The organism is Streptomyces sp. 17_S59 (genome assembly GCF_056930295.1).
The window spans coordinates 3610274-3635809 of record NZ_JBXOWD010000001.1; the positions used below are offsets into that span (position 1 = coordinate 3610274).

The 25536-nt window shown below is 71.1% G+C and carries 24 protein-coding genes, 1 tRNA gene and 2 pseudogenes; 14 read left to right on the forward strand and 13 right to left on the reverse strand.

Annotation, left to right across the window (positions count from 1 at the left end; all coding sequences use genetic code 11):
- Nucleotides 1-135: 135 nt before the first annotated feature.
- Nucleotides 136-1587: a PP2C family protein-serine/threonine phosphatase gene (locus tag AC1Z4A_RS16085; RefSeq protein ID WP_483679570.1), complete on the reverse strand. Its 1452-nt coding sequence runs from the start codon at nt 1585-1587 to the stop codon at nt 136-138.
- A gap of 776 nt (nt 1588-2363) precedes the next feature.
- Here AC1Z4A_RS16085 and AC1Z4A_RS16090 point away from each other — a divergent pair.
- Together AC1Z4A_RS16090 and AC1Z4A_RS16095 are read left to right on the forward strand one after the other, a co-directional pair.
- Nucleotides 2364-3134: a bifunctional DNA primase/polymerase gene (locus tag AC1Z4A_RS16090; protein ID WP_483679571.1), complete on the forward strand. Its 771-nt coding sequence runs from the start codon at nt 2364-2366 to the stop codon at nt 3132-3134.
- Nucleotides 3135-3396: 262 nt separating this feature from the next.
- Nucleotides 3397-4020, forward strand: a complete 624-nt coding sequence (locus tag AC1Z4A_RS16095; RefSeq protein WP_483679572.1) for a hypothetical protein — start codon at nt 3397-3399, stop codon at nt 4018-4020.
- A 494-nt stretch (nt 4021-4514) separates the two neighbouring features.
- On the opposite strand, the gene AC1Z4A_RS16100 is transcribed toward AC1Z4A_RS16095, so the two are convergent.
- The 3 genes from AC1Z4A_RS16100 to AC1Z4A_RS16110 form a co-directional block, all read right to left on the reverse strand.
- The gene (locus AC1Z4A_RS16100) at nt 4515-5483 is read right to left on the reverse strand and encodes a DUF5926 family protein (protein ID WP_483679574.1); all 969 of its coding nucleotides are present in this window, start codon (nt 5481-5483) and stop codon (nt 4515-4517) included.
- A gap of 361 nt (nt 5484-5844) precedes the next feature.
- A complete protein-coding gene (locus AC1Z4A_RS16105) occupies nt 5845-6396 on the reverse strand; it encodes an ATP-binding protein (RefSeq protein ID WP_483683610.1) in 552 nt (183 codons plus the stop codon).
- A 202-nt stretch (nt 6397-6598) separates the two neighbouring features.
- Nucleotides 6599-7462, reverse strand: a complete 864-nt coding sequence (locus AC1Z4A_RS16110; protein WP_483679576.1) for a glycerophosphodiester phosphodiesterase — start codon at nt 7460-7462, stop codon at nt 6599-6601.
- Between the two features lie 167 nt (nt 7463-7629).
- Here AC1Z4A_RS16110 and AC1Z4A_RS16115 point away from each other — a divergent pair, with 167 nt between their 5' ends.
- Nucleotides 7630-9078: a S1C family serine protease gene (locus tag AC1Z4A_RS16115; RefSeq protein WP_483679577.1), complete on the forward strand. Its 1449-nt coding sequence runs from the start codon at nt 7630-7632 to the stop codon at nt 9076-9078.
- A gap of 93 nt (nt 9079-9171) precedes the next feature.
- Here AC1Z4A_RS16115 and AC1Z4A_RS16120 read toward each other — a convergent pair whose 3' ends face one another.
- Entirely contained in the window at nt 9172-9927 is a 756-nt protein-coding gene (locus AC1Z4A_RS16120) for a GntR family transcriptional regulator (RefSeq protein WP_483679578.1), read from the reverse strand.
- 664 nt (nt 9928-10591) lie between these two features.
- Here AC1Z4A_RS16120 and AC1Z4A_RS16125 point away from each other — a divergent pair.
- From AC1Z4A_RS16125 to hemC, 8 genes and pseudogenes are all read left to right on the forward strand, one after another.
- The gene (locus AC1Z4A_RS16125; protein WP_483679580.1) at nt 10592-10837 is read left to right on the forward strand and encodes a hypothetical protein; all 246 of its coding nucleotides are present in this window, start codon (nt 10592-10594) and stop codon (nt 10835-10837) included.
- Nucleotides 10838-10907: 70 nt separating this feature from the next.
- Nucleotides 10908-10994: transfer RNA gene (locus AC1Z4A_RS16130), tRNA-Ser, on the forward strand.
- A gap of 322 nt (nt 10995-11316) precedes the next feature.
- Nucleotides 11317-11925, forward strand: a pseudogene (locus tag AC1Z4A_RS16135) (helix-turn-helix domain-containing protein); the annotation flags it as partial.
- A gap of 308 nt (nt 11926-12233) precedes the next feature.
- Nucleotides 12234-12479 (forward strand): hypothetical protein, encoded by a 246-nt coding sequence (locus AC1Z4A_RS16140; RefSeq protein WP_483679581.1) that lies wholly within the window; start codon nt 12234-12236, stop codon nt 12477-12479.
- A complete protein-coding gene (locus AC1Z4A_RS16145; RefSeq protein ID WP_483679582.1) occupies nt 12448-12972 on the forward strand; it encodes a DUF6879 family protein in 525 nt (174 codons plus the stop codon). Before AC1Z4A_RS16140 ends, AC1Z4A_RS16145 begins: the two co-directional genes overlap by 32 nt.
- Before the next feature lie 24 nt (nt 12973-12996).
- Nucleotides 12997-13848 (forward strand): helix-turn-helix domain-containing protein, encoded by an 852-nt coding sequence (locus AC1Z4A_RS16150; protein ID WP_483679584.1) that lies wholly within the window; start codon nt 12997-12999, stop codon nt 13846-13848.
- Nucleotides 13849-14131: 283 nt separating this feature from the next.
- Nucleotides 14132-14875, forward strand: coding sequence for an NUDIX domain-containing protein (locus AC1Z4A_RS16155; RefSeq protein ID WP_483679585.1), 744 nt, complete (start codon nt 14132-14134; stop codon nt 14873-14875).
- Nucleotides 14872-15840: a hydroxymethylbilane synthase gene (hemC, locus tag AC1Z4A_RS16160; RefSeq protein ID WP_483679586.1), complete on the forward strand. Its 969-nt coding sequence runs from the start codon at nt 14872-14874 to the stop codon at nt 15838-15840. Before AC1Z4A_RS16155 ends, hemC begins: the two co-directional genes overlap by 4 nt.
- Before the next feature lie 79 nt (nt 15841-15919).
- On the opposite strand, the pseudogene AC1Z4A_RS16165 reads toward hemC, so the two are convergent.
- A pseudogene (locus AC1Z4A_RS16165) lies at nt 15920-16593 on the reverse strand (glycosyltransferase family 2 protein).
- 114 nt (nt 16594-16707) lie between these two features.
- Between AC1Z4A_RS16165 and AC1Z4A_RS16170 the strand changes: the two are divergent.
- The 3 genes from AC1Z4A_RS16170 to AC1Z4A_RS16180 all read left to right on the forward strand — a co-directional run bounded on the left by AC1Z4A_RS16170 (nt 16708) and on the right by AC1Z4A_RS16180 (nt 19496).
- Nucleotides 16708-17136, forward strand: a complete 429-nt coding sequence (locus AC1Z4A_RS16170) for an NUDIX domain-containing protein (protein WP_483679587.1) — start codon at nt 16708-16710, stop codon at nt 17134-17136.
- A 1104-nt stretch (nt 17137-18240) separates the two neighbouring features.
- Nucleotides 18241-19131, forward strand: coding sequence for a helix-turn-helix domain-containing protein (locus tag AC1Z4A_RS16175; protein ID WP_483679588.1), 891 nt, complete (start codon nt 18241-18243; stop codon nt 19129-19131).
- A gap of 176 nt (nt 19132-19307) precedes the next feature.
- Nucleotides 19308-19496, forward strand: coding sequence for a DUF2795 domain-containing protein (locus AC1Z4A_RS16180; RefSeq protein ID WP_483679589.1), 189 nt, complete (start codon nt 19308-19310; stop codon nt 19494-19496).
- A gap of 123 nt (nt 19497-19619) precedes the next feature.
- On the opposite strand, the gene AC1Z4A_RS16185 is transcribed toward AC1Z4A_RS16180, so the two are convergent.
- From AC1Z4A_RS16185 to AC1Z4A_RS16215, 7 genes are all read right to left on the reverse strand, one after another.
- Nucleotides 19620-20294 carry a hypothetical protein gene (locus AC1Z4A_RS16185; RefSeq protein WP_483679590.1) on the reverse strand — a complete coding sequence of 225 codons (675 nt, stop codon included), beginning with the start codon at nt 20292-20294 and terminating at the stop codon, nt 19620-19622.
- 215 nt (nt 20295-20509) lie between these two features.
- Complete coding sequence (locus AC1Z4A_RS16190) at nt 20510-21079, reverse strand: hypothetical protein (RefSeq protein WP_483679591.1); 570 nt, start codon at nt 21077-21079, stop codon at nt 20510-20512.
- Nucleotides 21080-21237: 158 nt separating this feature from the next.
- Nucleotides 21238-21780, reverse strand: coding sequence for a SigE family RNA polymerase sigma factor (locus AC1Z4A_RS16195; RefSeq protein WP_483679592.1), 543 nt, complete (start codon nt 21778-21780; stop codon nt 21238-21240).
- A 191-nt stretch (nt 21781-21971) separates the two neighbouring features.
- On the reverse strand, nt 21972-22793 hold the full coding sequence (locus AC1Z4A_RS16200) for a DUF1906 domain-containing protein (protein WP_483679593.1): 822 nt from the start codon (nt 22791-22793) through the stop codon (nt 21972-21974).
- Nucleotides 22794-22847: 54 nt separating this feature from the next.
- Nucleotides 22848-24029 carry a lipid-transfer protein gene (locus AC1Z4A_RS16205; protein ID WP_483679594.1) on the reverse strand — a complete coding sequence of 394 codons (1182 nt, stop codon included), beginning with the start codon at nt 24027-24029 and terminating at the stop codon, nt 22848-22850.
- The gene (locus AC1Z4A_RS16210) at nt 24026-24442 is read right to left on the reverse strand and encodes a MaoC family dehydratase (protein ID WP_483679595.1); all 417 of its coding nucleotides are present in this window, start codon (nt 24440-24442) and stop codon (nt 24026-24028) included. Before AC1Z4A_RS16210 ends, AC1Z4A_RS16205 begins: the two co-directional genes overlap by 4 nt.
- On the reverse strand, nt 24439-25470 hold the full coding sequence (locus AC1Z4A_RS16215; protein ID WP_483679597.1) for a bifunctional MaoC family dehydratase N-terminal/OB-fold nucleic acid binding domain-containing protein: 1032 nt from the start codon (nt 25468-25470) through the stop codon (nt 24439-24441). Before AC1Z4A_RS16215 ends, AC1Z4A_RS16210 begins: the two co-directional genes overlap by 4 nt.
- Between the last annotated feature and the right edge of the window lie 66 nt (nt 25471-25536).

The following is a 25536-nucleotide window of genomic DNA, read 5'->3' on the forward strand; positions in this document are numbered from 1 at the left end:
TGTGTTCAGATGAGAAATCGCCGTGAGATCACCGGGAATCGCCGTGGGATCACCGGGCGTCCGGTGATCGTCCGGTGTGCGTCCGGTGATCCGGCTCACTCGATCTCACTCGAACTCACTCGGGCTCACTCGGGCTCACTCGAAATGCGCCACCAGCAGGACCACGTCCTCGCGGCCGTCCGCCGGGTCGTCGTCCTCCGGCAGCACATTGCGCAGCACGTGGTCGGCGATGGCCTCCGGGTCGTGCCGGGCCGCCCGCGGCACGCTCGCCGCGGCCGAGTGCAGCCGGGCGAAGGCCCGGTCGATCGCGTCGCCCGTGCGGTGCAGCAGCCCGTCGCTGTAGAAGAGGAGCGTTTCTCCGGGCTCGGGTTCGATTTCCACGCTGGGCGCCTCCCAGCAGGCCAGCATGCCGAGCGGCGCCGAGAGGGAGGTCTCCACGTACTCGGCCCGGTCCGCGCCGATGATCAGCGGTGAGCAGTGCCCGGCCCCGGCGACGACGACCTTCCGGGCGGCGGGCTCGCAGTAGGCGAAGAGGGCGGTCGCGGAGCGCGCGGGCTCGGTCAGCCGCAGCAGCAGCTCGAGATCGGAGAGGACGGCGACCGGGTCCTCGCCCTCCATGACCGCGTACGCGCGCAGGGAGGCCCGCAGCCGCCCCATCGCGGCGACCGCGCTCGGGCCGGAGCCGGTGATTCCGCCGATGGCGAGGCCCAGCGCGCCCTCGGGCAGCGGCAGCGCGTCGTACCAGTCCCCGCCGCCCTGCGGCCCGGTGCGGTGGCGGACGGCGAGCCGGACCCCGGGGACCCGGGGCAGCCGGCTCGGCAGCAGCTCCTCGCGCAGCACGGCCACGGTCTCGCGGGCGCGGGCCAGCTCCAGCAGCCGGGCCAGGTGCTCGGTGGCGTGGCCGCAGTAGAGGCCGACGAGGTGCCGCTGCCGGTCGGTGGGCTGGGCGGGCTCGTCGTAGAGCCAGACGGCCGCGCCGATGCGGCCCGCAGCGGCCGGAAGACCGGACTCCGCCCGGGCGCCCGGAGCCGCCGACTCCAGCGGCACCGCGTAGCTGGCGGCGTAGCCCAGCCGGGCGGCGACCTCGCGGTGCCGGGGGTCGAGGCCGTCCTCGCCGGGGATGTCGGGGTGCGCGGTGCCGGTGCGGGTGCCCACGGGCGGGAGGCCGTCGAGGAGCCCGGCGTACGGGCCGTGCTCCGGGGCGCCGGGCTCGTGCGGGATGGTCTCGATGTGGCCCAGGTCGGCGTGGCCCAGGCCCAGGCCCACGGTCATCGCCCGGCCGTCGCAGGCGGAGGCCAGGGTGACCAGGCCGCGCCCGGCGCCCACCAGTGAGGCCCCGGCGCGGAGCAGTTCGTGCAGGGCGTCGTCGAGGGTGGCCGTCCTGGTGAGCCGCTCGGTCAGCTCCTGGAGCGTCGTCAGGTCGGAGACCCAGCCGGCGAGGCGGTCCTGCACCAGGACGCCCGGCGCGGGGGCGGCCGGCTCGGGGGCGGCGGTGGCGGGAGTGGGAACTGCGGGGGCGGAAGTGTGGGCGGACACGGAAGCCGGAGGATTGATTCCGGCCACTTTCGGGAGGTGGGGCGTGGTCATGGCCGTCTGCTCCGGCCGGGCGGGGCGGGGGCGTGCCCGGGGGCGGCGGGGAACCCGGTCCGGGGCATTCCGCCGGGCTGTTCCGACCAGCTGGTTGGCCTGCTCTTTCTGCTCAGTAGCACCGCAAACCCCCTGTCGTGTTGCGTGCCGGCAGTGCTCCACATGTACACGCCCGGGCAAGGGGATGTCCAGCATTGGACCAATGGGATTGGTGGTGTCTGGGAGGTTCCGTACGCCTTGAAGTTTGGCCGGAAAATAGTGCCGTGGCCCTGGATTTGCGATCGACTGGCGTCGCTCCAACAGCGCGTCGCATCCACCGTGGTGGGTACGTACTCGGAGAAGGGCAGCGGCAGTTGGGACCGCCCCGCAACCCGGCGGCGGACCTGAGCGTCTTATCGGTCAACGGCCACGCCCGTCCCCGAGCGGCGTGGGGCAACCCATGCCACAGGCGAGGGGCGCACCGGCTCAGCACGAAGCGCCATGCGCGCGCCACCCCCCGCCAGGTTTCACGCTCGGCCCGCGGCGTGATGCGCTGCGTTGAACGCGCAGTGACGATGATCCACGTGGTGTGCCGGCCCGGGGGGCCACGGCGCGTTGAGTACCGCGCCGAGCAGTGCCCGTAGTGCCATGTAGTCCCGGTGGCCCCGTTCCTCGGGGACTACGCGCAGTCCACGCAGCAATTGTTCTTGCAAGTGTTCTTGTACGTGCAATACGGCCCTTGTTCCGGCTCTTCCGGCAAGGACCCCTTCGGCGTTCACGGAAAGGAACGAGCGCTCATGCGCGAGATCCTCGGAAGGCGACGCAAGCTCTCCCTCCGGCGGGCCGGCCGGTCCGCGGTCCTCACTGCCGCCCTGACCTATGCCACCGAGTGGCAGTGGCCCGTGCTGCCCGGCGCGGGCCTGCGGCCCGGCATCGGTCGCCTGCGCGAATGCGGCTGCCCCGATCCGGATTGTGCAGTTCCGGGAGCCCACCCGTTCGACCCGGGGCTGCTGGCGGCGACCACCGACGCCCGGATGGTGCGCTGGTGGTGGACCAACCGGCCCGAGGCCCCCGTCGTCCTCGCCACCGGCGGCCGGGCGCCCTGCGCGGTGAGCCTGCCGGCGGTGGCCGGGGCCCGGGCCCTGGCCGCGTTCGACCGGGCCGGGGTCCGGCTCGGCCCGGTGGTGGCCACACCCACCCGCTGGTCCCTGCTGGTGGCCCCGTACTCCCTGGAGGTCCTCGGCGAGCTGCTGCACAGCCAGGACTGGGTGCCCGACTCGCTGCGCTTCCACGGGGAGGGCGGCTATGTGGTGCTGCCGCCGTCGCCCACGGGCGCGGGCCGGGCCCGCTGGGAGCGCGCTCCGCGGCCCGCGGGGGCGGCCGCGGGGCGCGGCGGCCGGGCCGGGGCGCAGGGCCGGGCCGGCCGCTGGGCCGACCGCCGGACCGACCGGCGCATCGACGGCCTGGCCCGGCCGTGGCTGCCCGACGTGGCCACGGTGATCGACGTCCTGGTGGAGAAGAGCGCGGGCACGGGCACGTCCGGGGGCGGCAGCAGGCTGGCGTACTGAGCGGCCGGGTCCGGTGGCAGGTGCGGGGGGCGCGTGCGGACGGGAGACGCACGCGCTCTCACGCGGCTCACTCGTAAGGGTGTAAGCCGTGAGGAGAACCGCAGGAAACGGGCGCGCGAAGCGCTCAAGGGGCCGTTCGTGCCCGTATGTTCGGAGGCGAGGCCGTGTCGGGCGCCGGCATCGGAGCGCTACCGGCCCGGCGGGGCGCGCGTGTGAGCCGCCCCCGTGATCGAGCTTCCGCGGCGAGTTGCAGGTGGGTCCCATGGTGCGTGCGTCCATTCCGTCCGACGCGTCCCGGCAGCGCGCGGGGAACATCCGGATGATCACACTGGCGGGCGCCGTGGTGCTGGCCGTCGCCCTCCCCCTGGCCGTGGCCTCGGCCGGCCCCGCCGGGCGCGAGCGGACCCCCGCCAAGGCGGACCGGGGCAAGGGCCGCACCCTGCTGCGCCCGGCCGGCTACCGGAGCCCGCTCGGCGGTGACAGCCCGCTCGGCGGTGGCACCGGTGGCACGGAACAAGCCGGTCCGGGCACCGCCGTGCCGGACGAGGGCGTGGTGCACTGCGGCCCCGAACTCACCTCCCCCGAGGGCGTGGAAGCGCAGACGTGCGTCCTGGAGCGGGAGCGCGCCACCTGGGCCCGTACGTACTACCGCAACGCCACGGGCGCCCCCCTGGCGGGCGTCCTGACCCTCATGGCCCCCGACGGCCGCACGCTCCAGGCGGACTGTCCGGTGGCGGCCGCCGACGACCCGGACATGTGCGAGACGCCGCACGAGCCGACGGTGCGCGGACATGGCTCGTATGCAGCGGTCGCGGAGATCGCCTCGCAGGAGGGGAAGCTGCTGCTCCGCTCCGGGAGCAACTCCGGCGGGGGCGGCGAGGGTTAGCCGGGACGGCGGCTCCCCGGCCGGAGCAGGGCCCCCGGACGCCGCGCCGCGCCCGCGCGCAGGGTGGGCACGGGGCCGTGTCGCGGTCGGGGCCCCGCGCGGCGGAGCCGCAAGTGGGCACGGCCGGGAAGGGGCGGGAAGAGGGGCACTCGGGCCCGGCCGGCCTCCGCGAGGCGTCGCACGGGCGGTCCGCCCGGCAACCGGGCCCGGGCATGGAAGCGCCCGGTCGCTGGCGACGGGGGATGCACCAGCGACCGGGCTCCTAGAACGGTAACAAGAGATCGGCGGTTCGCAAATTCGATCGCGGATTTCCGGACGCGGATTTCCGGGCTCCCAGCGGGAGTTGTGACAGGAGTCACGCGCTTTGACCCGCCATTTACCCGGTGAACCAGCCGGAACAGCCCCCTCCGACCCCCTTTCGCGGCGCGGCCGATTCCTAGCGGTCCCCAGCCGGTTCCGCGCGGTTCCGCACGCCTCCGCGCCCGGAAGGAACGTCAGTTCAGCGTCACCTGACGGCTGGTGAGCCCGTTGCGCGCCCGCCGCTCGTCGGCCGACAGCGGGCTGTCGTCCTTCAGCGCCCCGGCGAGACGCTCCGCGAAGGCCGCGGCCGGCTTCTCCACGTCCTCCGCGCGCATCGAGCCGGGCAGGTCCCACACCGGCACGGTCAGCCCGTGCGCGCGGAACGACCCGACCAGGCGGGTGCCTTCGCCGAGCGAGGTCGCCCCGGCCGCGTGCAGCCGCGCGAGGGCGTCCAGCAGCTGCTCCTCCGGGTGGGTCATCACCCAGCGGAGGTGGTTCTTCTCCGGCGTCTCGCACCAGTACGCGGCGTCGAGGCCGGAGAGCCGGACGGTCGGGATGGCGGCGGCGTTGGCGCGCTCCAGGGAGGCCGCGACCTCGCCCGTGGCGTTCTCCGCGTTCTCCACCCAGAACTCGAAGCCGGTGTGGACCTGCGGGGTGAACGGGCCGGCCGGGTCGAGCAGGTCCTGGAGCCGCGGGCCCTCGGCCCCGGTGCGCTCGGCGGCGACCGGCGTGCCCGGCTCGGCGGCCAGCGCGCGCTGCAGCGTGTCGGCGAGGTCGCGGCTGAGGTCGCCGGTCGCGGTGTCGTTCTGCAGGCCGAGCAGGACCGCGCCGTTCTCGCGGCGCAGGGCGGGCCACGCCATCGGCAGCACGGTCGCGAGCTGCACGGAGGGCACGCCCTCGGGCAGCCCGCCCTTGAGGTGCAGCTCCACGGTCGCGGCGGGCACCAGCTCGCGCAGGGCGACCCAGTCGGCCTCGCCGGGCAGGCCCTCGAACGGCCGCTGCACCAGCTCGACGGCGGCCTGCGTGGCCTCGCGGCCGTGGCAGGCCTTGTAGCGCCGGCCCGAGCCACAGGGGCAGGGCTCGCGGGCGCCGACGACGGGGATCGGCGCGTCGCCGGCCTGCGGCTTGGCGGCCTTGGTCTGGGGGCGGCGCTTCTTGGCCATGGTGTGCGTGTCTCCCGATCGGTGCGGCCGGTTCGGTGCGTCCGGTTTACGGGCGCGAGCCTAGGGTCTGTCCGATGGGCCAGCACAGGCCCCGCGCCGCCTGGCACGGCGCCTCGCCGCGTTGTCGCATCACCCGAGTACGCCCGGTACGCGGGAGATGCTCCGCCTTGCGATCCACCGCACCAGACGACGCGGGGCCCGCACTGACCCATCGGACAGACCCTAGCGCCCGGTACGGCCGCACAGCCGGATGCCCGAACGCGATGCGCGCGGACGCACGCACGCTCGGGCGCGCCGGTCGGGGGTGCGGGAGGGAGGGATCCGGCGGGGCGTGTCCAGCGCTATGTGTCTACGCGCGTCATTACGCCAGCCCGTCGAGGTCGGGGAATGCCAGGAGCGGGTCGATCGCCGGGTCGATCGGTGAGGTGATGCCCGGGGGCATGGCCGGGTGCGCCGGGTGCGCCGGGTGTGGATTGACGCGCGTAGCGAAGCCGGCGTGCGCGGAGAGCGCGGCCCATACCGTCACCTCGCCGGAGGCGTCGCGTACACCCCAGTCCTGGGAGAGCGCGCTGATGATGTTCAGCCCGCGGCCGCCGCGCGCGGTGACCGAAGGGGTGGCCGGAAAGGGCCGGGTCGGGCCGCCGCCGTCGGTGACCTCGACCGTGAGCCGACCGCGGTCGTCGACTCGCCAGGCGGCGCGGAAGCCGCCACTCCCACTGCTGCTGCCGTCGCCCTCTCTGTCGCCGTTGTCACGGCTCAGCGGGCGCCCGTGCCGGTACGCGTTGCTGAGCAGCTCCGAAAGGATCAGTACGGCGTCGTCGATGACCGAATCCGGTACCCCGCGGGCGCGCAATTCCTTGCGCATCCGGTGTCTCGCCTCGCCCACACCGGCTGGACCATGGGGTACGGCCATGATCGACGACGTGGGCACCTCCTGTGCCACCACCAACGCCACCCCCGAGACCTCCTTTGCCCCACGTCAGGGGATGGATGCCCCAATGGACTGGACCGGAAACCGGCCAACCTGGCCCCGGCGGGGGCACTCGGGCGGCTCGAATACGCACCGAACGCGCCGGTGCACTCCATGTAATGGACGCCGACGGCGACGAGTGACGCTAACGGCGACCGAGTTGGGTGAGCACCGCCTTGGGCCGGTTCGTGATCAGCGCGTCCACGCCGAGGCGGGCGCACAGCTCCACGTCCTCGGGCTCGTTCACGGTCCACACGTGCACCTTGTTGCCGGCGCGGTGCAGCCGGGCCACGTAGTCGGGGTGGTTGCGGACGATCCGGATGCTGGGCCCGGCGATGGTCACGCCCGCGGGCAGCCGTCCGTCGCGGTAGCGCGGGGAGAGGAACTGCATCAGGAAGACGGTCGGCAGGTCGGGCGCCGCGGCGTGCACGCGGTGCAGGGAGCGGGCGGAGAAGCTCATCACCCGTACGGGCGAGGGCTCGTCCGGCGGCGGTGCCGCCAGCCCGAAGTGGTCGAGGAGGGCCAGCAGCCGCTCCTCCACCTGGCCCGCCCAGCGGGTCGGGTGCTTGGTCTCGATGGCCAGCTCGACGCGGCGCCCGGCGTCGGCGACCAGCTCCAGGAGGCGCTCCAGGGTGAGGACGGAGGTGCGCTCCCGGTCGAAGGCGCGGTCGCTGTCGAGGCTGTCGGTGTCCCGGTCCGGGGCCTCGGGCTCGGACGCGGGCGCCTTCCACGAGCCGAAGTCGAGGGCGGCGAGATCGGCCAGCTCCAGGGTGGAGACGGCGCCCCGGCCGTTGGAGGTGCGGTTCACCCGCCGGTCGTGGACGCACACCAGGTGCCCGTCGGCGGTCAGCCGCACATCGCACTCCAGCGCGTCGGCGCCGTCCTCGATCGCCTTGCGGTACGCGGCCAGCGTGTGCTCCGGGGCGTCCTCGGAGGCCCCGCGGTGGGCGACGACGTCGAGGGGGTGGCGCTCGGGGCGGGCGCCCCGGGCCGGGCGTGCGTAGGTCACCGCGCAATGGTGCCACCGCCTGGCACAATCGCGCATGCAGTCCTATTTGCCCTGGAGTAAGGGAGGGCTGGTCGAGGTCACAGCCTCCGCTTACGGTGGTCTGACGTGCGATGGGAAAAGCTGGATCGGGCATGTGCGAGCGTGGCCGTGAAACGGAGGAGACACCTGTGAGCACCGAGAACGACGGCGCCGCCGTTCCGCCCGCGGAGGGTGGCGACGCCGCGGGTGAGCGGGGTGCGCAGGCGGAGCAGGCCCCCGCGGCTCCGCAGGCCGAGCAGCTCCCGGTGACCCAGCCCGCCGGGGAGCACACGGCGCAGCTTCCGCCCGTGCCCCCCGCACCGCCGGTGCCGTCCGCCCCGGCGGACGGCCAGGCTCCGCAGCAGGCCGCCGCGTTCGCGGCCCCCGGCGGCGGCTGGTACGGCGGGGCGTCCGGTGCCGCGCCGGGCGGCCCGGCCGCGCCGTGGGGCGCGCCGACCCCGCCGCCGCGCAAGCGGGCGGGCGGCCTGGTGGCGGCGGTCCTCGCGGCGGCCCTGGTGGCCGGCGGCGTCGGCGGCGGCATCGGCTACTGGGCGGCCGACCGGAACCACGGCGAGAACTCCACCACCGTCTCCTCCTCCGGCGACCCGAAGGTCGAGAGCCGGACGCCCGGTTCGGTCGCGGACATCGCCAGCAAGGCGCTGCCGAGCGTCGTCACCATCGAGGCCCAGAGCAACAGCGGCGAGGGCGGCACGGGCACGGGCTTCGTCTACGACACCCAGGGCCACATCCTCACCAACAACCACGTGGTGGCCTCGGCGGCCGAGGGCGGCAAGCTCCAGGCGACGTTCTCGGACGGCAAGAGCTACGACGCCGAGGTCGTCGGCCGGGCCCAGGGCTACGACGTCGCCGTCATCAAGCTGAAGGACCCCTCGGGCGCCAAGCTCAACCCGCTGCCGCTCGGCGACTCGGACAAGGCGGCGGTGGGCGACGCGACGGTGGCGATCGGCGCGCCCTTCGGCCTGTCCGGCACGGTCACCACGGGCATCGTCAGCGCCAAGAAGCGCCCGGTGGCCTCGAGCGACGGCGGTGGCGGCGGCCAGGCCTCGTACATGAGCGCCCTTCAGACGGACGCGTCGATCAACCCCGGCAACTCCGGCGGCCCGCTGCTCAACGCCCAGGGTGCGGTCATCGGCATCAACTCCGCCATCCAGTCCGCCGGCAGCGGCGGCGGCTTCGGCGGCCAGACCCAGGCCGGCAGCATCGGCCTCGGCTTCGCGATCCCGATCAACCAGGCGAAGAACGTCGCCGACCAGTTGATCAAGAACCACACGCCGATCTACCCGGTCATCTCGGCGACGGTGAACATGAAGGACAACGTCACCGGTGCCAGAATCGCCGCCAACGGCGCCAACAACTCCCCGGCGGTCACCCCGGGCGGCCCGGCGGACAAGGCGGGCCTCAAGTCCGGCGACGTGATCGTCAAGCTCGACGACACCAAGATCGACAGTGGCCCCACGCTGATCAGCGAGATCTGGACCCACCAGCCCGGCGACAAGGTCACCGTCACCTACGTCCGCGACGGCAAGCAGTCCACGACGGAGATCACGCTGGGCGAGCGCAGGGGCGACAACAGCTAGGGCGGTTCAGTGCCTTCGGCAGGGCTCCCCACGAGCCCTGCCGTCAACTCCCGTTTGCACTCCGGCTGCCGAGGCCATCGTGGCGAGGATCTGCTACGAGCCGATCGGGATGTCGTAGACGATCTCGCCGAGGGTGGTGGGCACGACGATGTCCGCCGTCTCGACCGGTCGCCCGTCGTCGCTGTAGTACGTCCGCTGAATCCGCAGCACCAGGGCGCCCCGCTGAATGCCGAGGAGGTTCGCCTCCTCGGCATCCGCCTGTCCGGGCTCCGGCCGCTCCACGACGCGGCTGACCTTGATGCCGACTTCCGCCATACGGCGGACCACGCCCTGCCCCGCCAGCGGACCGGCCTCGGGCATCACGACGAGCGAACCTGCGGTGATGCTGTAGGGCTCCCAACTCGTGGCGATCTGAACGGGCTTGCCGTCGGCCAGGAATTCGTAGGCGGTACGCACGCAGTAGTCACCCTCGGGAACGCCAAGACGTGACGCGATGTCAGCTGAGGCGGGGACCATCCCGTCGGTTCGGCTCTCGCAGGTGCCCCGTTTGCCCAGGGTCGCCATGTCGACGTGGAACGGTGCCATGTCGGCTTGCTCGCGCTCGGGGGAGCGCACCATGCGGAGGCGCTCGCGATGCTCGGTGACATAAGTGCCGGAGCCAGGGCGGCCTCTCAGAATGCCCTGGGCGATCAGCGTTTCCTGTGCGCGACGAACCACACCTTCGGTCACGCCGTACTCCTCGGCCAGCTGCACGCGAGCGGGGAGGCGCTCGCCCGGCGCCCACTCCTGGTTCTCGATGCGCTTCCGGAGCACGTCAGCAAAACGAAGGTGAGGTGCCTGCTCAAGCATGGGGGAAATCTAGCGCGCTAGTTCGATATTGGTCGCCTGGACAAACATTGGGCGCCCGGTTTAATTTCTAGACGCCTGGTTGTGATGGCAATCACGTCCGGCTCACCTCCCGTCCGTTGCCGAGTGACGGGATGCGATCGACAGCAAGGGCAGCTGCCCGCTCCTTATGGGCAGTTGCCAACAAGATGACCCCCGCGGCAGTGGAGGCTGCCCGGGGGTCGTGGCCGTCAGCTATGAAGGAGCTGATCAGCGTGTTCGACCTTATCGGCAGAGTCACCGCTTGGGCTACGCAGCGATTCCGGCGCGCGTCGTCAGAGCCGACGGGGGAGACGGCCAGTCGGCCGGCCGTGCAACCACCCCCTACGGAGGGCATCCGGTTCCAGTTCCCCTACAGCATGCCGTTCGTGCAGGCTGCGGAAGTGGAGCGCTGATGCCTGCTCACGATGACGCGTCAGCGGCGTACCGCTCGCCTGCCTGTCGGATGGGAACGCACAGCGACTGTGACGAGGTGGACCCCAAGGCGCCCAGCCGGGCGCTCATGGTGATCTACGAGCCTTGCGGCTGTCCCTGCCATCGCCTGGATGGCCGGAACCGAAGCTGCCTCCCCGGGCCGCGCGCTCAGCGGCTCTTGCCCTGGGCGGCGCCTGACGGGAAGCCCTGCTTCGTGAGCGCCGACGAAGGCAGCGCGTTGTCACAGCTGGCCGACGACATCGAGAAGGTGCAGACCACGATTGGGGCGGCCCTGCTCGCCGACGCGAAGGCGGTCCACGACGACCCGAAGGCGGAGGCCCGGCAGCTCCGGTTCATGCTCTCGATGGTGATCGGATCGCTGGGCGATGTCCTACGCGTCGCGGAGAGCCGCGGCGGGCGGCTGCCCGCATCGGATCCCGACGACCCGGGTGGCGGCTGACCCCGCCGCGCCTCCCCGAGGCTTCCGTGCACCCGGTAGGCTGTCCCCGCGCTGCTGAGAGGCGGTGCGGGGAGGCTTGCCCGAGCGGCCGAAGGGAACGGTCTTGAAAACCGTCGTGGCAGCGATGTCACCGTGGGTTCAAATCCCACAGCCTCCGCCGAGGTCAGCGTAGGTGCTGGTCAGAAGGGGTGCCCTTGGCCAGGGGCACCCCTTTCGCGTGGGGGCCTGTCTCACCTTGATCCGCTTCTGTCGCGGTGTTGACCAGCGGGTGGCGACCAGGCGGGCTTCGGATTCGGGCGGGTCCTGCTTGCTCGTCCTGGCTTTCCTCTCCGGCAGGTAGTCACTTACCCGGTGACGTCGGGCATCGGTACCGTTCGAGACACGAGCATGACGCGGACCGGACGGAGCCACGATGCCTTGCCCCGAACCCATGAGTCCCGCTGGCACGTTCCCGCATCGACGGGTCGGGAGACGCGCTGATGCTGGAGGAAGCTGAGGCGATCGGCCGTCGCGCCCGCCGGGCCCGTCTGCGACTGGGCATGCCGCAGGCCTATCTCGCCGCCGCCCTGGGCAAGTCGCAGGGCTGGCTGTCGAAGATGGAGCGGGGCCTCATCGAGCTGGACAGGGTCGTCCTGCTCAACCAGGTAGCCGCCGAGTTGCACATCCACCCCAACGACCTCATAGGGCGGCCGTACACCAGCTCCCCGGCCGAGAACCAATGGCAGGTCGCCGCCGCCTCGATCCTCCACGAACTCCGACGGTACGACCTGACGCCGGTCTTCGACGGAACTCCGCGTTCGTCGGACGAACTGTGGCAGGACATGAAGCGGCTCCACCGGCTCCGCGACGCGGCGGCGAACGTCGCTATCCTGCGGTGTCTTCCGGACCTGCTGCGCGAAGCACGGGCACTCGCCGAGGTCTCGAACGGCCACGAGCGAGAAGAAGCGTTCGCCGTCTATGCCGTGTGCTGCAAGTTCGCCCACACCGCCGCTCACGCCCTCGGACACCCCGAATTGATCGCCATGGCATGCGAACGTGCCGTGTGGTCGGCGCAACTCTCCGGCGACCCCTTGATGCCGGCCGCCGCACTCCTGCCGTCACGGATGCACGCGCGGGAGGAGACCGCGCCCGCAGTTCTGGGCTGAGGGGGAGCGGGCAGCTGCCGCGATGTGGCTGCGCCCGTCGTGGGCGCATTCGCTCAGCTCGCCACCATCGTGGCACCGCGTCCGGCTGACCGTCTGCATGGGGCAGGGCCTCTCACGAGCTACAGGCAGTCGACCACGACAGGCGGAGGCGGGCAACCAAGTCACCTGTTGTGAGGGCACCTTGACGGAAAAGGCGCTCGGGGTCATCGTCTGTGCAACCAGACGCAACCGAGTAGGTGGGAGTCACAGTCATGGCTCTACTGTTCTTCGGCAAGGACCCGAACACCAACGGCGACGACTGCCCCACGGTATGGGTGGACGGCAGGAGCGCCGACCTCGTGTTCCAGGGCTGGAAGGCCGACGGCGAGACCGAAGCAGAGTGCCGTACGGTGGGCCACATCCCCGACACGGAAGCAGTGATCCGGATTCCGGCGCGCATGGTGCCGCTGATCAGGAAGGCGTGCGATGAGGCCGAACAGCGTTCCGCCGTTCACTGATCTGATCAGGGAGTGCCACCGGTCGGCCGTTCATCTGGAGCTGCGGGATACGTACAGCGTCGCCTCGGAGACCGACGACTTCGCGGAATGGCAAGCCTGCGGACGGATCACGCCCGAGTCGGTGGAACGCCGTCGCCCGTGGCTCGACCTGGTGCGAAGCGCGGTAGCGCGTGGCGTGGAGATGCGTCGCGCCCGGGTGGTCTCTGTGCCTGTCAGCGAGTACATCCGTTACGAGCACGCGGGGACGCACCTGAACGCCGCGGCCGGCGAAAAGGTCCGTTGGCTGCCCAGAAGGGACGCAGCCATGCTCGCCCTGCCCGGCGCCGACTTTTGGCTGTTCGACGACCGGTTGATCCGATTCGGGCACTTCAGCGGTGACGGCGCATCCGCGGGACACGAACTGTGTGACGACCCTGCAGTGATCAAACTGTGCGCCGAGGCTTTCGATGCGGTCTGGCAGCGCGGGACACCGCACGAGGAGTTCGCTGTCTAACGGCACCAGCGGACGAGCCAGCTCATGCCCAAGTATCAGTCATCAAGCGTCGAAGCAGCGCGCAAGGCCGTGGCGGCGAAGCTGCGCGAGGTCCGTCTCGACGCCGGGCTGACGGGGCACGAGCTGGCCGTACGCTGCGGATGGAACAAGTCCAAGTCCTCACGCATTGAGAACGCGCGTACGCCGCCATCCGACGCGGATATCCGTACATGGTGCGCAGCATGTGATGCCGACGACCAGGCGGCGGACATCATTGCGGCGTCGCGGTCTGCTGACTCCATGTACCTGGAGTGGAAGCGTCTCCAGCGCACTGGCCTGCGGCGGCTGCAGGAATCACGCATCCCGCTCTATGAGCGTACGAAGCTGCACCGAGGCTATGCGTCACACGTCGTACCAGGCTTGTTCCAGACGCCCGCGTATGCGTCCGCGTTGCTCTCGGTCATCCGCCGGTTCCACGGCACGCCGGATGACACTGCCGAGGCTGTGGACGCTCGTATGGCTCGGGCCCGCGTCCTCCAGGAGGCAGGGCACCGATTCACCCTGCTGATGGAGGAATCGGTGTTGCGCTACCGGATCGGCGACGCCGAGACGATGGCCGGCCAGTTGGGGCACCTGCTGTCGGTCATGTCGCTTCCCGCCGTCTCGGTCGGGATCATCCCGTTCACGGCGCAGAGCCGCGGCATGTGGACCCTGGAGGGCTTCAACATCTTCGATGACGAGCGGGTCCACGTAGAGCTGCTGACGGCCCAGGTGACCGTCACGGCGCCGGGTGAGGTCGCGATGTACGTCAAAGCCTTCACCGAGCTGCGGGACCTGGCTGTCTACGGGGCGCCAGCCCGAGCTGTGGTGACCGCAGCACTCGACTCCCTCCGGTGAAAACTCGCGTGCAACAACGTAGAACTCGCTGGATGGTCGGACTTCCGTGCTCCTAGCGTGTCGCTATTCGGACGACGCGAGGAGCGGGGATGAGCACTCGTAGGACGACCATGTCATCGGCCCCCCACCTGGGATTGCCGACCTTCGAACAGCCGGAACCGGTCCCCGGTTGCGGTGAGTGCACGAGATTGGCGGATACCCGGTTGGACGCCCGGACGGCAGGTGACTACACAACCGTCACGGACTGCGACATCCGGATGGGCAGGCATGCGGAGGGGCACCGGTGAGCCGTGTTTTTCGCTTCGTGCCGTACACGATCACGCAGGACGAGGCGGTGTGGCCCGAGTACACGGCCGAGTGCGCGGCCGGGGACGAGGAGGAGTGCGGCGCGCACTCCGGCCGGTTCGTGGACCGTGGGGACGTTGAGGCGTGGATGTTCGGGCATGCCCGGGACTCGGGGCACCGGCCGTTCCGGCGGACCTTTACCGATTACGCCGATGTCGACCGGGACCAGGAGCACGGCCGTAACCGCGGCGAGCGGGCCACGGTGGCCACGGTCGCCCACGGGATCCCGGTCACGGCCTACGTGCTGATCACGGATCGTCTGGGGCGGATGTTGCTGGTGCATCCGGCGAAGGCCGGCGGGCCGTGGCATCTGCCGGGCGGGCTCGTTGAACCGGGGGAATCGCCCCTCGACGCCGTCCGGCGGGAAGTCCGTGAAGAACTCGGCCTCACCATCAACGCCCACTCGTGGCAGTTCCTCGCCGTCGAGTGGCTGCAGGCCACCCGCCCGGGGCGGCGCGACCGGCTGTCCTTCCTCTTCACCGGGCCCTGCCTGTACTCCGGCGACGAGGGCCGCATCGTCCTCCAGCGCGAAGAGATCGACGCGTGGCGCTGGGAGTACACCGGCTCCGCCCTTGAACTGCTCCACCCCCGCATGTCCGCCCGCGTCGCACGAGCACTACGCACCCACCGTGCCCATCCCGCCAGTTACTTGGAAGCCAGGAACGAGGAGGCCACACCATGACCGATTTCCCCGCACGCACGCTCCGGATCGGCACCCGCAGTTCCCCCATGGCGCTCGCCCAGGTCGAGCAGGTCTCCGCCCTTCTCCGCAAGCACGAGCCCGACCTGAACATCGAGGTCGTACCCGTCACCACCGAGGCGGACAAGTGGCAAGGAAACCTTGCCCGGTTGGGTGGGAAGGGTCTGTATGTCAAGGAAATCGATCAGATGCTGCAACGCGGTGCCGTCGACATGGCGGTGCACTGCGTCAAGGACGTGCCGGGGGACCGGCCGCTGCCACAGGGACTGATCTTCGCCGCGTACCTGCCTCGTGATGACGTCCGTGACGTGCTCCTCTTCCCGGAGGGCTCCGAGCGCCAGACACTCGACGACCTTCCTCCCGGCGCCGTCGTCGGTACTTCTGCCGTCCGCCGCAAGGCGCAGATCAACCGCGTGCGTCCCGACCTCAGCGTCGTACGGGTCCGTGGCGCTGTGGGTTCCCGCGTCGAGAAGCTCGACGGCACGCGCAAGATCGACACCAAGCTCGACGCCATGGTGCTCGCCACGTCGGGGTTGGAGCGGCTGGGCATTGCCCACCGAGGCCGCCAGGTGTTCACCGTGGACGAGGTGCTGCCTGCGGTCGGCGCCGGAACGCTCGGTCTGGAGTGCCGCCAGGACGACGGGGGTGTCGCCGGTCTGCTGTCCCGGCTCAACGACGAGCGGACCATGACCGAGATCACCGCCGAGCGCGTAATGCTGCACGGTCTGCGGGGGCACTGCAACAGCCCCATCGCCGGGCACTGCATCTCGGAGCCGGACGGGCAGCTCTCGCTGCGCGGCATGGTCTTCTCACGGGACGGATCCAAGTTCGTCCACGCCCACTACTGGGGCGAGAGCAGCAACGACCCCGCGACCCTCGGCACGCGCGTCTGCGCTGAGTTGCTGCGGCAGGGGGCGCGGGACATCATCGAGGGCATCCCGCACTGACCCTTCTGGAGTCTGCGGCCCATGTGTGGTTCGCCCCTTCGCCCGGGGCCTAACGCAGGGCTGGCGGTGTGAACCCGGGTTAGACGATCGGCGGGCGGCCCAGCCTGGTCATGTGCCACACCGTGGCCCATCTGATCGGTTGGCGTCGCCCGCACGGTGTTTTTACGCCTTCCACGAACCCGCCGGCCCACGCCTTCAGCCCGCCGGGAGACCGGCTCCGGACGAGGGTGAGCAGTGTCCAGATGCCGAGGTAGACGGGGACCAGGGCAGCGGGAAGGTGGCGCTTGGCCAGCCAGACGCGGTTGCGGGCGACCATCCGGTGGTAGACCGCGTGGCGGGTGGGCAGGGTGCGTGGGTGCTGGAGGACGAGGCGGGGTTCGTAGAGGATCTTCCATCCGGCGTCGAGGGCCCGCCATGCAAGGTCCGTTTCCTCGTGCGCGTAGAAGAACTCCTCCGGCCAGCCGCCCACCTGCTCAAGCATCGGCATCGACAGCGCGTGCCCGCCGCCGAGGAAGGTGGTCACCAGCCCCTGGCGCATCGGGTCTCCTGCCCGCAGGCGTGGAACGTGGCGCCGCTGGGTGTGCCCTGTCTCGTCGGCGATCCGGAAGCTGACGATGCTCAGTCGGTCGTCCTGTTCATACAGTTCCTGGATCCGGCCGAGCCGTTGCCGACGACCACGACGCGGGTGGGGGCGGCGTCCTGCTTGGCGACGGAGTCGAGGAGGGCTCGCAGCTCTTCGGGACGGTTGCCCATCGTCAAGATGGCGACGCCTACGCGCGGGTGACGCACGGGTGGACGCTCCCTCCTCGGCCGGATGGTTCCGCGATGCTAGCGGTTCGCAGGGGTCCCGGCCGGGCGGAGGAGAGCGTGATCAGTCAGGAGCCGATGGGCACGGCAGCAGTGGTCACCAACGGGAGGGGTGACTACCTGCTGCACCTGTGGGACAACATCCCGGGCATGTGCGATCCGGGAGCCTGGTCCCTCCTGGGCGGTGGCCGTGACAGCGACCAGGAGAGCCCAGCGAACGCCATCGCTCGGGAACTGAAGGAGGAGGCTGGTCTTTTCCTGCCGGACCTCCAGCCGTACGCCGTGGTCTCCGCGCATGGGCCGGAGAGCGACGGGCGGATCACGGTGTTCGTCGGTCACTGGGACGGTGACGGCAGGGAGCTTGCGCTGACGGAAGGCGTGATGCTGCACGGGTTCCCCGCCGCGATGCTTCCCCGGCTGGTCATGGCTCCGTGGGCCCGAGCCGTGATTGAGCAGTGCGAGCGGGAGCGGACAGAGGCGATGGCGTAGCCCTCACAGACCGCCGCCCGAAGGCAGTGGACCATGTGTGGACCAAGGTCCCACCGGACGCTTGCCGAAGGGGCCGTAGCCACAGGTCAGAGCGCTGACGAGCGTGTACCCCACAGCCCCCTTGAAAACCCGTCGTGGGAGACTGTGTTTAGGGTTGCCAGGATGATTCGCTTCCAATGCACTGCCTGCGGCCACCCACTGACTCCGCCCTTGCGGCAACTGCCGGAGATGCCTCCGCGGCCCCACTGGGATGGCGGGATCGGCGAAGACGGCATGCGCAGAGCGCCGTCCACGGTGGAGGCCGGATGCTATGCGGTGGATCCGGAGCCGTGGGGGGCACCGTTCGAGTTCGTGGACGACCCCACGCGAGAGGCGCCGATCTTTCCCGGTGGGCCGTACGTCGGAGTCGAGAACGAAGACGGAGCGCTCGGGGTTCTCGTGTCGGCCGGGCCCTGCGACACCATCACCCTGAATCCTGACGACGCCCCCTCGCTCGTATCCATGGAGCTGGATGAAAACTGGAGTGAGCACTTCGGCTGCTGCGGTTGGAACGGTCGAGGCGGAATGAACCGCCTCTGCCCCTGCGGCACCCCCGTCGCTACGGTGATCAGCGAATGCTCCACCGCGTATGAACTCCACCTCGACCCTCAACGAGTAGTCGCCGTAAGCAGCTAGTTCCGGCGCAGCTGCCCGCTCCCCTCCGCCATGGCCGGACGGTGCGGTCTCCTCACGCTGGTGAGCGCGGCTGCCGCATTCGTGGACGAACGGTCGCTGTCCGACTCATCTGCGCCACTCACGGAAGCCCCCGGTCATGGCGGCATCGTGGCATCTGTGTGGCATCGCCGTCCGGTGCTCTGCCGAGCCCGTCAGGACCTCTGTCCTTATTCGCGGCGGGGCGACGAGGGGGGTTCGCATTTCTTCAATACGCGTGGATACGACGCCCATAGCCTGAATGCGCAACGGGGGAACCGTCCACACCTGGGCACGGCCTCGGCAACGGGGGAACGGGGGAATGAGGCCGTGCCGGGTGTGGGCATTGCGCAACGGGAGCCGTCGGCGGACAGTGGCACGTACACGGTTCGCCGATGGAGAGGCGCGAGGCCGATGACGGCAAGGGATGCGATTGCCCGGCACTGGCAGCTCATGACGATCGTGGCGGCACGTCCGCCGCACCCGGCTCTCGGCGGTCACGTCCTGGGCTACTTCGGCTACGACGAGGTCATGGGAGCCACCCCGGCGCGCCGCCGCGTCATGCCGACCGACACTCCCATCGTTCTCGTCGACTTCCACCGGACCGCACGGGGCTATCGGCTGCCGGACGGTGTCCACTGGGTGCGGGCCACGACGGGCTCCCTGGCAGTCGGACTGCTCGACGAGCCGAACGACATAGAACTGGCCGGGCACCACAACGGTATCGGCATCGTGTTCACGCCTCCCGGAGCGTTCGCGGCGTTCGGCGTCCCCATGCACGAGCTTGCCAACCGCAAGTTCGTGCTGCCCGACGTCCTGGGCCCGCGCCGGGGCGAACGGTTGGCCGACCGATTGGCAACGGCCCCGGACTGGCCCACTCGTTTCACCCTGCTGGACGGCCTTCTCAGCGACCTCGTTGCGGCGGGCCCGGCCCCGTCCCGTTCCGTCGTCCTGGCCTGGCAACGCCTCCGGGCCACGGGCGGGCACGTACCCATCACGGCGCTGGCGGACGACGCGGGCTTGGGCAGACGCCGCCTCGAGCTCCTCTTCCGCGAACAGATCGGCACCACTCCGAAGACGGCAGCCCGGATCCTCCGCTTCCGCAAGGCCCTGCACCTGCTCGGCACCGGCACGGCTCCCCTGACCTCGGTAGCCGCAACCTGTGGCTACTCCGACCAGTCCCACCTCTCCCGCGAGATCCGGTCCCTGTCGGGCCTGACGCCGGGGCAGGTGCGGGCGGAGGCAGAGCGCGCCCGGCGCCCCCGTGAGGTCCGTCGCCCTCTACGCTCCTCGTTCTGCCGGTGACCCTGCGTGGCTCCAGCAGAGGCAGGCGTCGGGCTTCCGTCCGGCCAGTTGCTCTGCCCCCAGCCCCCAGGTCGGGGCGTCCCTTTTTGTCGTCGGCCCCGGTCGGGTAGCAGGTCGGGGCCGGGGTTGCCAGAATCGGAAGGGAAGGAAAGCGTTACAAATTAGGAGGAACCGCCATGGCTGAGAAGCCCGACATGCAGGAACTCCTGAAGGGTGCGCACTTCCCCGCCCGGGGCAAGGACCTCGCCCGGGTCGCCGAGGACAACCATGCCTCGAACGATGTGGTCAGACGCCTGCAGGAACACTCCAAGGACACCTATAGGACCCCCACCGATGTCGAGCGGGAGGTCTTCGGCAAGGGCTGAGCAGCACCGCCCCGGCCATGCACGAGCGGGCCCCTGGCCCGCCGAGTCGGCTTGATGCCGCTCAGCTGCCAGGAGCCCGCTCCCGTCCTGCGATGACGTACCGGACGCGTCCGGTCTCCCGGATCACTTCCAGAAGACGCCCTTGCCCAGCGTGAAGGGCTCACCCCAGTACTCGGCCGACACGACCTTCACCGAGGCCGTCGGCGCGAGCGCCACCGCGCAGCTCTGCTGGGTCTTGCCCGCGGTGAAGCCGCTGGGGAGCGATTCGTTCTTGCACTTGGCGAAGTCGCCGATCAGCATGAGGTCCTGGGCCTCGGTGCCGTCGGGCAGGTGGCCCTTCATGTGGCCGACGGAGGAGAAGGACAGGTCCGTGGTGCCCGCGTTCGTGACCGAGTAGCGGATGTAGTAGGGAACCTTGCCCTTCACCTGGTCGCCGAGGTTCAGCGAGGCCAGGTCGGCCGGGTCGCCCTGCTCGATCGCCGTGACGGTGAGCGAGATCGTGCCCGACGTGTGGCCGTAGGTGAACGGGATGGTCGCCGCCTGCCCGACCTTGAGGCTCTGGCCCGGCTTCGCCTGCGCGTCGCTTCCGCCGCCGGTGCCCGCCGTGGCGCCGCTGTTGCTCGGCGCGCTGGGCGCGGCAGGAGCGCTCGCGGCGGCGGACGGCTTGGCGCTGGGGGCGGCCGAGGACGAGGAGTCGGCCGGCTGGTCGTCGGGGCCGCAAGCCGTCAGGGCGAGCACTCCGACGACCGCGAGCCCGCTCAGCTTCCGGACGGTCCGTCCAGTGGCAATGCCGTTCATGTGTGGTTTCCCCCGTTGCTGTTGCTGTGTATTGCCGATTGGCGATGGGACAGTAGCGGTAGTTGATGGTTGTACGGGTGGCGCAAAAGCGACCTCTTGGTGGTCTTCGCTTCTCGCTGTGGTGGAGATCACCCGGTTGTTGATACGGGTGTGCGCCGATAGGCCGGGATTGGGGACCTGGCTGGAAAGCTTCGACGAGCGGGCGTCAAGTCGTCTCAGTTGCCCGGGAGCTGCGTGAGTTCGGTGATGCCGGTTTCCCAGCCCTTGTCCACGATGTCGTACGCGCTCGCGAGGCAGGGGCCGTGGGCGGAATCCTTCGGGCGGGGGTGGCTGGGGCCCGCCCAGCACTCGGTCAGCTTGGCGTCCCCGTCGTCCTTGGAGGCGTCGGCGAGCTTGCCCTGGGCGTTGATCAGCTTGACCTTGGCGCGGGGCTGGTAGGACAGGTGGCCTCTGCCCGTCTTCGACGTGGCCTCCCACTTGACGCCGCCGGAGCCGCAGACCGGCTTCGCCTCGCGGTACTCGATCACGCCGCTCTCGGCGCTCCGGGAGTCCACGATCACCAGCTTGTGGCCGGGCTGTGCCGTCGGGCACTTCTTGTCCGACCCGCCGCCGGAGGATCCACCGGACGAGCCGCCGGAGAAGCCGTCGGCCGGGGCGCCGGCCGAGGGCGGGGCCGACTGGCCGGTCGAGTGGTCGGCGTCCTGCTTGTCGGGGCCGCAGGCCGTCAGGGAGAGGGCGGCGGCGAGGGCCACCAGGGCAATGGCCGAGGTCTTGCGGAGCGACACGGAACGTTCTCCCGTTGGGTGCTGCGGATGATGTGAGGGTGGCCGGATGGCTGGATATGGCCGTCGTTCGTGATCATCGCAGCAGGGACGGGGGTTTGACGTGTACGGGTCTGAATTCTGACTGTTCCGGGGTGTGACCGTGACAGAACGGATACGTCCTACGCCGCCCGGCACAGCTCCGGGTCCTCGCGGAGCTTGCCCAGGGCGCGGGAGACCGCGCTCTTGACCGTGCCGACGGAGACGCCGAGCAGCTCCGCGGTCTGGACCTCGGTCAGGTCCTCGTAATACCTGAGGACGACCATGGCCCGCTGGCGGTCGGGCAGCCGGTGCACCGCGCGCCACATCGCGTCGCGCAGCGCCTGCTGCTCGGCGGGGTCGGCGGCGGGGGAGGTCTCGCGCTCGGGCAGCTCCTCGCAGGGGAACTCGTCGACCCTGCGCTTGCGCCACTGGGAGGTGCGGGTGTTGACCAGGGCCCGGCGCACATAGCCGTCCAGCGCCCGGTGGTCCTCGATGCGGTCCCAGGCCAGGTACGTCTTGGTGAGCGCCGTCTGCAGCAGGTCCTCGGCGTCGCACGGGTTGGAGGTCAGCGACCGGGCGGTGCGCTGGAGCACCGGTCCGCGGGCCCGTACGTACGAGGTGAACGACGGGTACCCGGCGGCGGTGGAGGCGCTGGTGCACACAGGCGTCGAGGTTGCTGTCATGCTTCCACGCTAGGAGCGCCCCCGTGTCCGGCGGATCGGCCGGAGGTGTCGAGCGCGGTCCGCCTCAGGTCGTATCCCCGGGGACGGTCCCACCTCCTGGAGGGGGAGACGTGGTGGGGCATGGAAGGGGGTGCAGGGGTGCACGTGCTGTGCGACCCCCTCCACGGAGTGCACATGCTGTGCGGCCCCCGTCACGCGATCGTGGCCACGGGTGCGTCGATGAGATTGCGGTCGATGGTCATCTTCCGGCCGCCGTACGACTCGCTGACGTTGCCCGCGTACTGGTGGATGCGGCGGTGGGGCTGCCAGGAGCCCGGGGAGAGGGAGCGCTCGCGGTCGGTGGAGGCGGGGACCCGCCAGCGGGCGAACCACACGATGTCCGGCAGGTCGGGCGTCCCCGACCGGCGCGCCAGCTCCATGTGCCGCACGCCCGACTCGGCGCTGCTGTACAGGCCGGGCAGATAGCCGTAGCGGTAGACCGTGGCGCTCCAGGCGCGGATGAAGGAGAGCGTGGTGTTGCCGCACTCGTCGTCCCCGTAGTCGTACGCCTCCATGTCGAGGTAGAGCGGGCTGCCGGGGGCGATGCCGAGCGAGCCCGCGCTCTGCGCGGCCTCCCGGCCCTCGTCGGCGCCCTGCTCCTCGGGGTAGTCGCCGATCGAGAAGCCCTGCTTGGACTCCGCGCGGACGCAGGGCGACTGCGAGCCGACGAAGATCGGCAGCACCCGCCAGCCCAGGTCGCGGGCGCCGGTCAGCCACCGGTGGCTGAGGTAGTGCTGGTTCGGGCAGGCCCTGGCCCGCCCGGCGTAGTAGACGCCGACGGCTCCGTAACCGGAGTTACCCCATGCGCTCAGGGTGGTCAGCGGCGGGGCCTGGCAGGTGTCGAACCCCCTGCCCCGGAAGACGATGGGCCCCTCGTACGGGGCGGCCGTGACGGGCACGGCCTGGGCGACCACCTGGGCCAGCGCCGCCATCAGGGCGACGAGATATCCGATGATCTTTCTCCGTCGGTGCATACGGCCGAGTCAAGGGGCCGGGACACGCCCGTTCGGCGGTGACACGCCCTCGGTTCATCCGTCTGCGCCGAGAATCAGCCCCGACGTGGGAACCCCGGTTCCCGCGGTGACGAGCACCTGCTCGGCACCCGCGACCTGGTTCGCAGCGGTGCCGCGCAGCTGCCGGACGGCCTCCGCGATGCCGTTCATGCCGTGCAGGTACGCCTCGCCCAGCTGGCCGCCGTGGGTGTTCAGGGGTAGGGTTCCGGCCGCCGTGAAGGGCCCGCCCTCGCCGCGGGCGCAGAAGCCGAACTCCTCCAGTTGCATCAGCACGTGCGGTGTGAAGTGGTCGTAGAGGATCGCCAGGTCGATGTCGGACGGGCCGAGTCCGCTGCCGTGCCACAGCTGCCGCGCCACCACGCCCAGCTCGGGCAGGCCGGTCAGCCCGTCCCCGTAGAAGTCGTCGCGGTAGTAGCTGGTCATCTGCTCCTGGGCGCGGCCCGCGCCCTGCGCGGCGGCGACGACCACCGCGGGCGGGTGCCGGAGCGTACGGGCCCGGGCGGTGCTGGTGACCACGAGCGCCTGGCCGCCGTCGGTCTCCTGGCAGCAGTCGAGCAGGCGCAGCGGCTCGGCGATCCACCGGGAGGCGGCGTGGTCGGCGAGCGTGATGGGCCTGCCGTGGAAGTGCGCGGCCGGGTTCGTCGCCGCGTACCGGCGGGCGGTGACCGCGACGTGGCCGAAGACCTCCGGCTCCAGGCCGTGCGCGTGAAGGTAGCGGCGGGCCGCCATGGCCACCCAGGAGGCGGGCGTGAGCAGCCCGAACGGCAGCCCCCAGCCCAGGGCCACCCCCTCGGCGGAGGGCGTGCGCTGCCGCACCCCGGCGCCGAAGCGGCGGCCCGAGCGCTCGTTGAAGGCGCGGTAGCAGACGACGACCTCGGCCACCCCGGCCGCGATGGCGAGGGCCGCCTGCTGCACGGTGGCGCAGGCGGCCCCGCCGCCGTAGTGGACGCGCGAGAAGAAGCTCAGCTCGCCGATGCCGGTGGCCTGGGCGACGGCGGTCTCGGGGCTGGTGTCCATGGTGAAGGTGACCATGCCGTCGACGTCGCCGGGTCCCAGCCCGGCGTCGGCGAGCGCGGCCCGTACCGCCTCGGCCGCCAGGGCCAGTTCGCTGCGGCCGGAGTCCTTGGTGAACGCCGTGGCACCGATGCCCGCGACGGCCGCCGTGCCGCCGAGGCCGTGACCGTGGCCGCCGCTCATGCCGTCGGCCCGGGGAGGGTGAGGGTGACCGTGCCGGTCACATGGCGGCCCAGACGGTTGGTGCCGAGGACGGCGACCTCGATCCTGGACCCTGTCCCGGCCGGGTCCACCGCGGTGACGGTTCCGCTCAGCACCAGTTCGTCTCCCGGGTGGTTGGGCGCCCCCAGACGGATCGCGATCTTGCGCAGCATCGCGCCGGGGCCGAAGCGGTCGGTGATGTAGCGGCCGATGAGGCCGTTGGTGGTGAGGATGTTCATGAAGATGTCCGGTGCGCCTTTGGCCCGTGCGGCCTCGGGGTCGTGGTGCACGTCCTGGTAGTCGCGGGAGGCGAGGGCGCCCGCGATGATCAGGGTGCGGGTGACGGGCACGGTGAGGGCGGGCAGTTCGTCGCCCGGGACCCAGCGGAGGCTCATGCGGATCCCTCCTGCGCCCGTGCCCTGAACACCGGCAGCGTCCGGCCGTCCACCTCGGCGAACTCCATCTCCACGGGCATCCCGATGCGCACCCGGTCCGCCACCCCCACCACATTGCTGATCATCCGTACGCCCTCGGCGAGTTCGATCAGTGCGACGGCGTAGGGCCGTTCGAAGGCCGGGTGGGGCGGGTGGTGCACGACGACGTACGAGTGGACGCTGCCGGTGCCCGAGGCCGCCACCGTCGTCCACTCCGGCGAGCCGCAGCCGGCGCAGCCCGGAAGCCAGGGGAAGCGGAGCCGGCCGCAGGCCGAGCAGTGCTGGAGGAGCAGGACGTGGTCGGCCACGCCCGCCCAGAATCCTGCGTTGTCCCGGTTGATCACGGGGTGGGGGCGCTCGGCAAATTTCAAGGGCGCCGCGGGCTCCGGGGGCTCGGCATGCACCAAGGGCTCCGCAGGCTCGGAGAGTTCCCCGCGCTCCGCAGGCGCCAGGCGCGCTGCAGGCTCCGGGCGCTCCGCAGTGCGGGCGCGCTCGCCCGGCGCGTATCTGAGCACGCGCAGCCGGTGCGTGCCTGCGAGCCTGCCGTCCGCGCGGATCTCGGTCCGGGTGGTGACGAAGTGGCCCGTGCCGAGCCTGGTGGTCTTGCGGGGGGAGACGGACTCGATCACCGCTTCGAAGGTGATCTCCTCGCCCGGGCGCAGCTGTCGTACGTACTCCTGCTCGCAGTCGGTCGCGACGACCGCCGTGCAGCCCGCGCCGTCGAGCAGGGCGAGCAGCTCGTCGTACGCGGCCGTGCGGCCCTCGGCGGGCCCGGACGGGCCGCCCATGATCCAGACCTGGAGCATGGCGGGCGGGGCGGTCGCGTCGGGGCCGGTGCAGGCGGGGTCGGTGTGACCCACGGCCTCGCACCAGTGCCTGATCATGGGCGCGTTGACGGGGTCGCGGCCGCGGCCGGAGACGATGGCGGGACGGCCCTCGTATGCCTTGAGCCGCCGGTACAGGTCGTCGTCCTGGTCGTCGTCGCCCATGGTTTCTGACTGTCCGTCAGGAAAGGGCGGGCTGTCAACGGCCGTGCCGCAACGGCCCCGACCGGG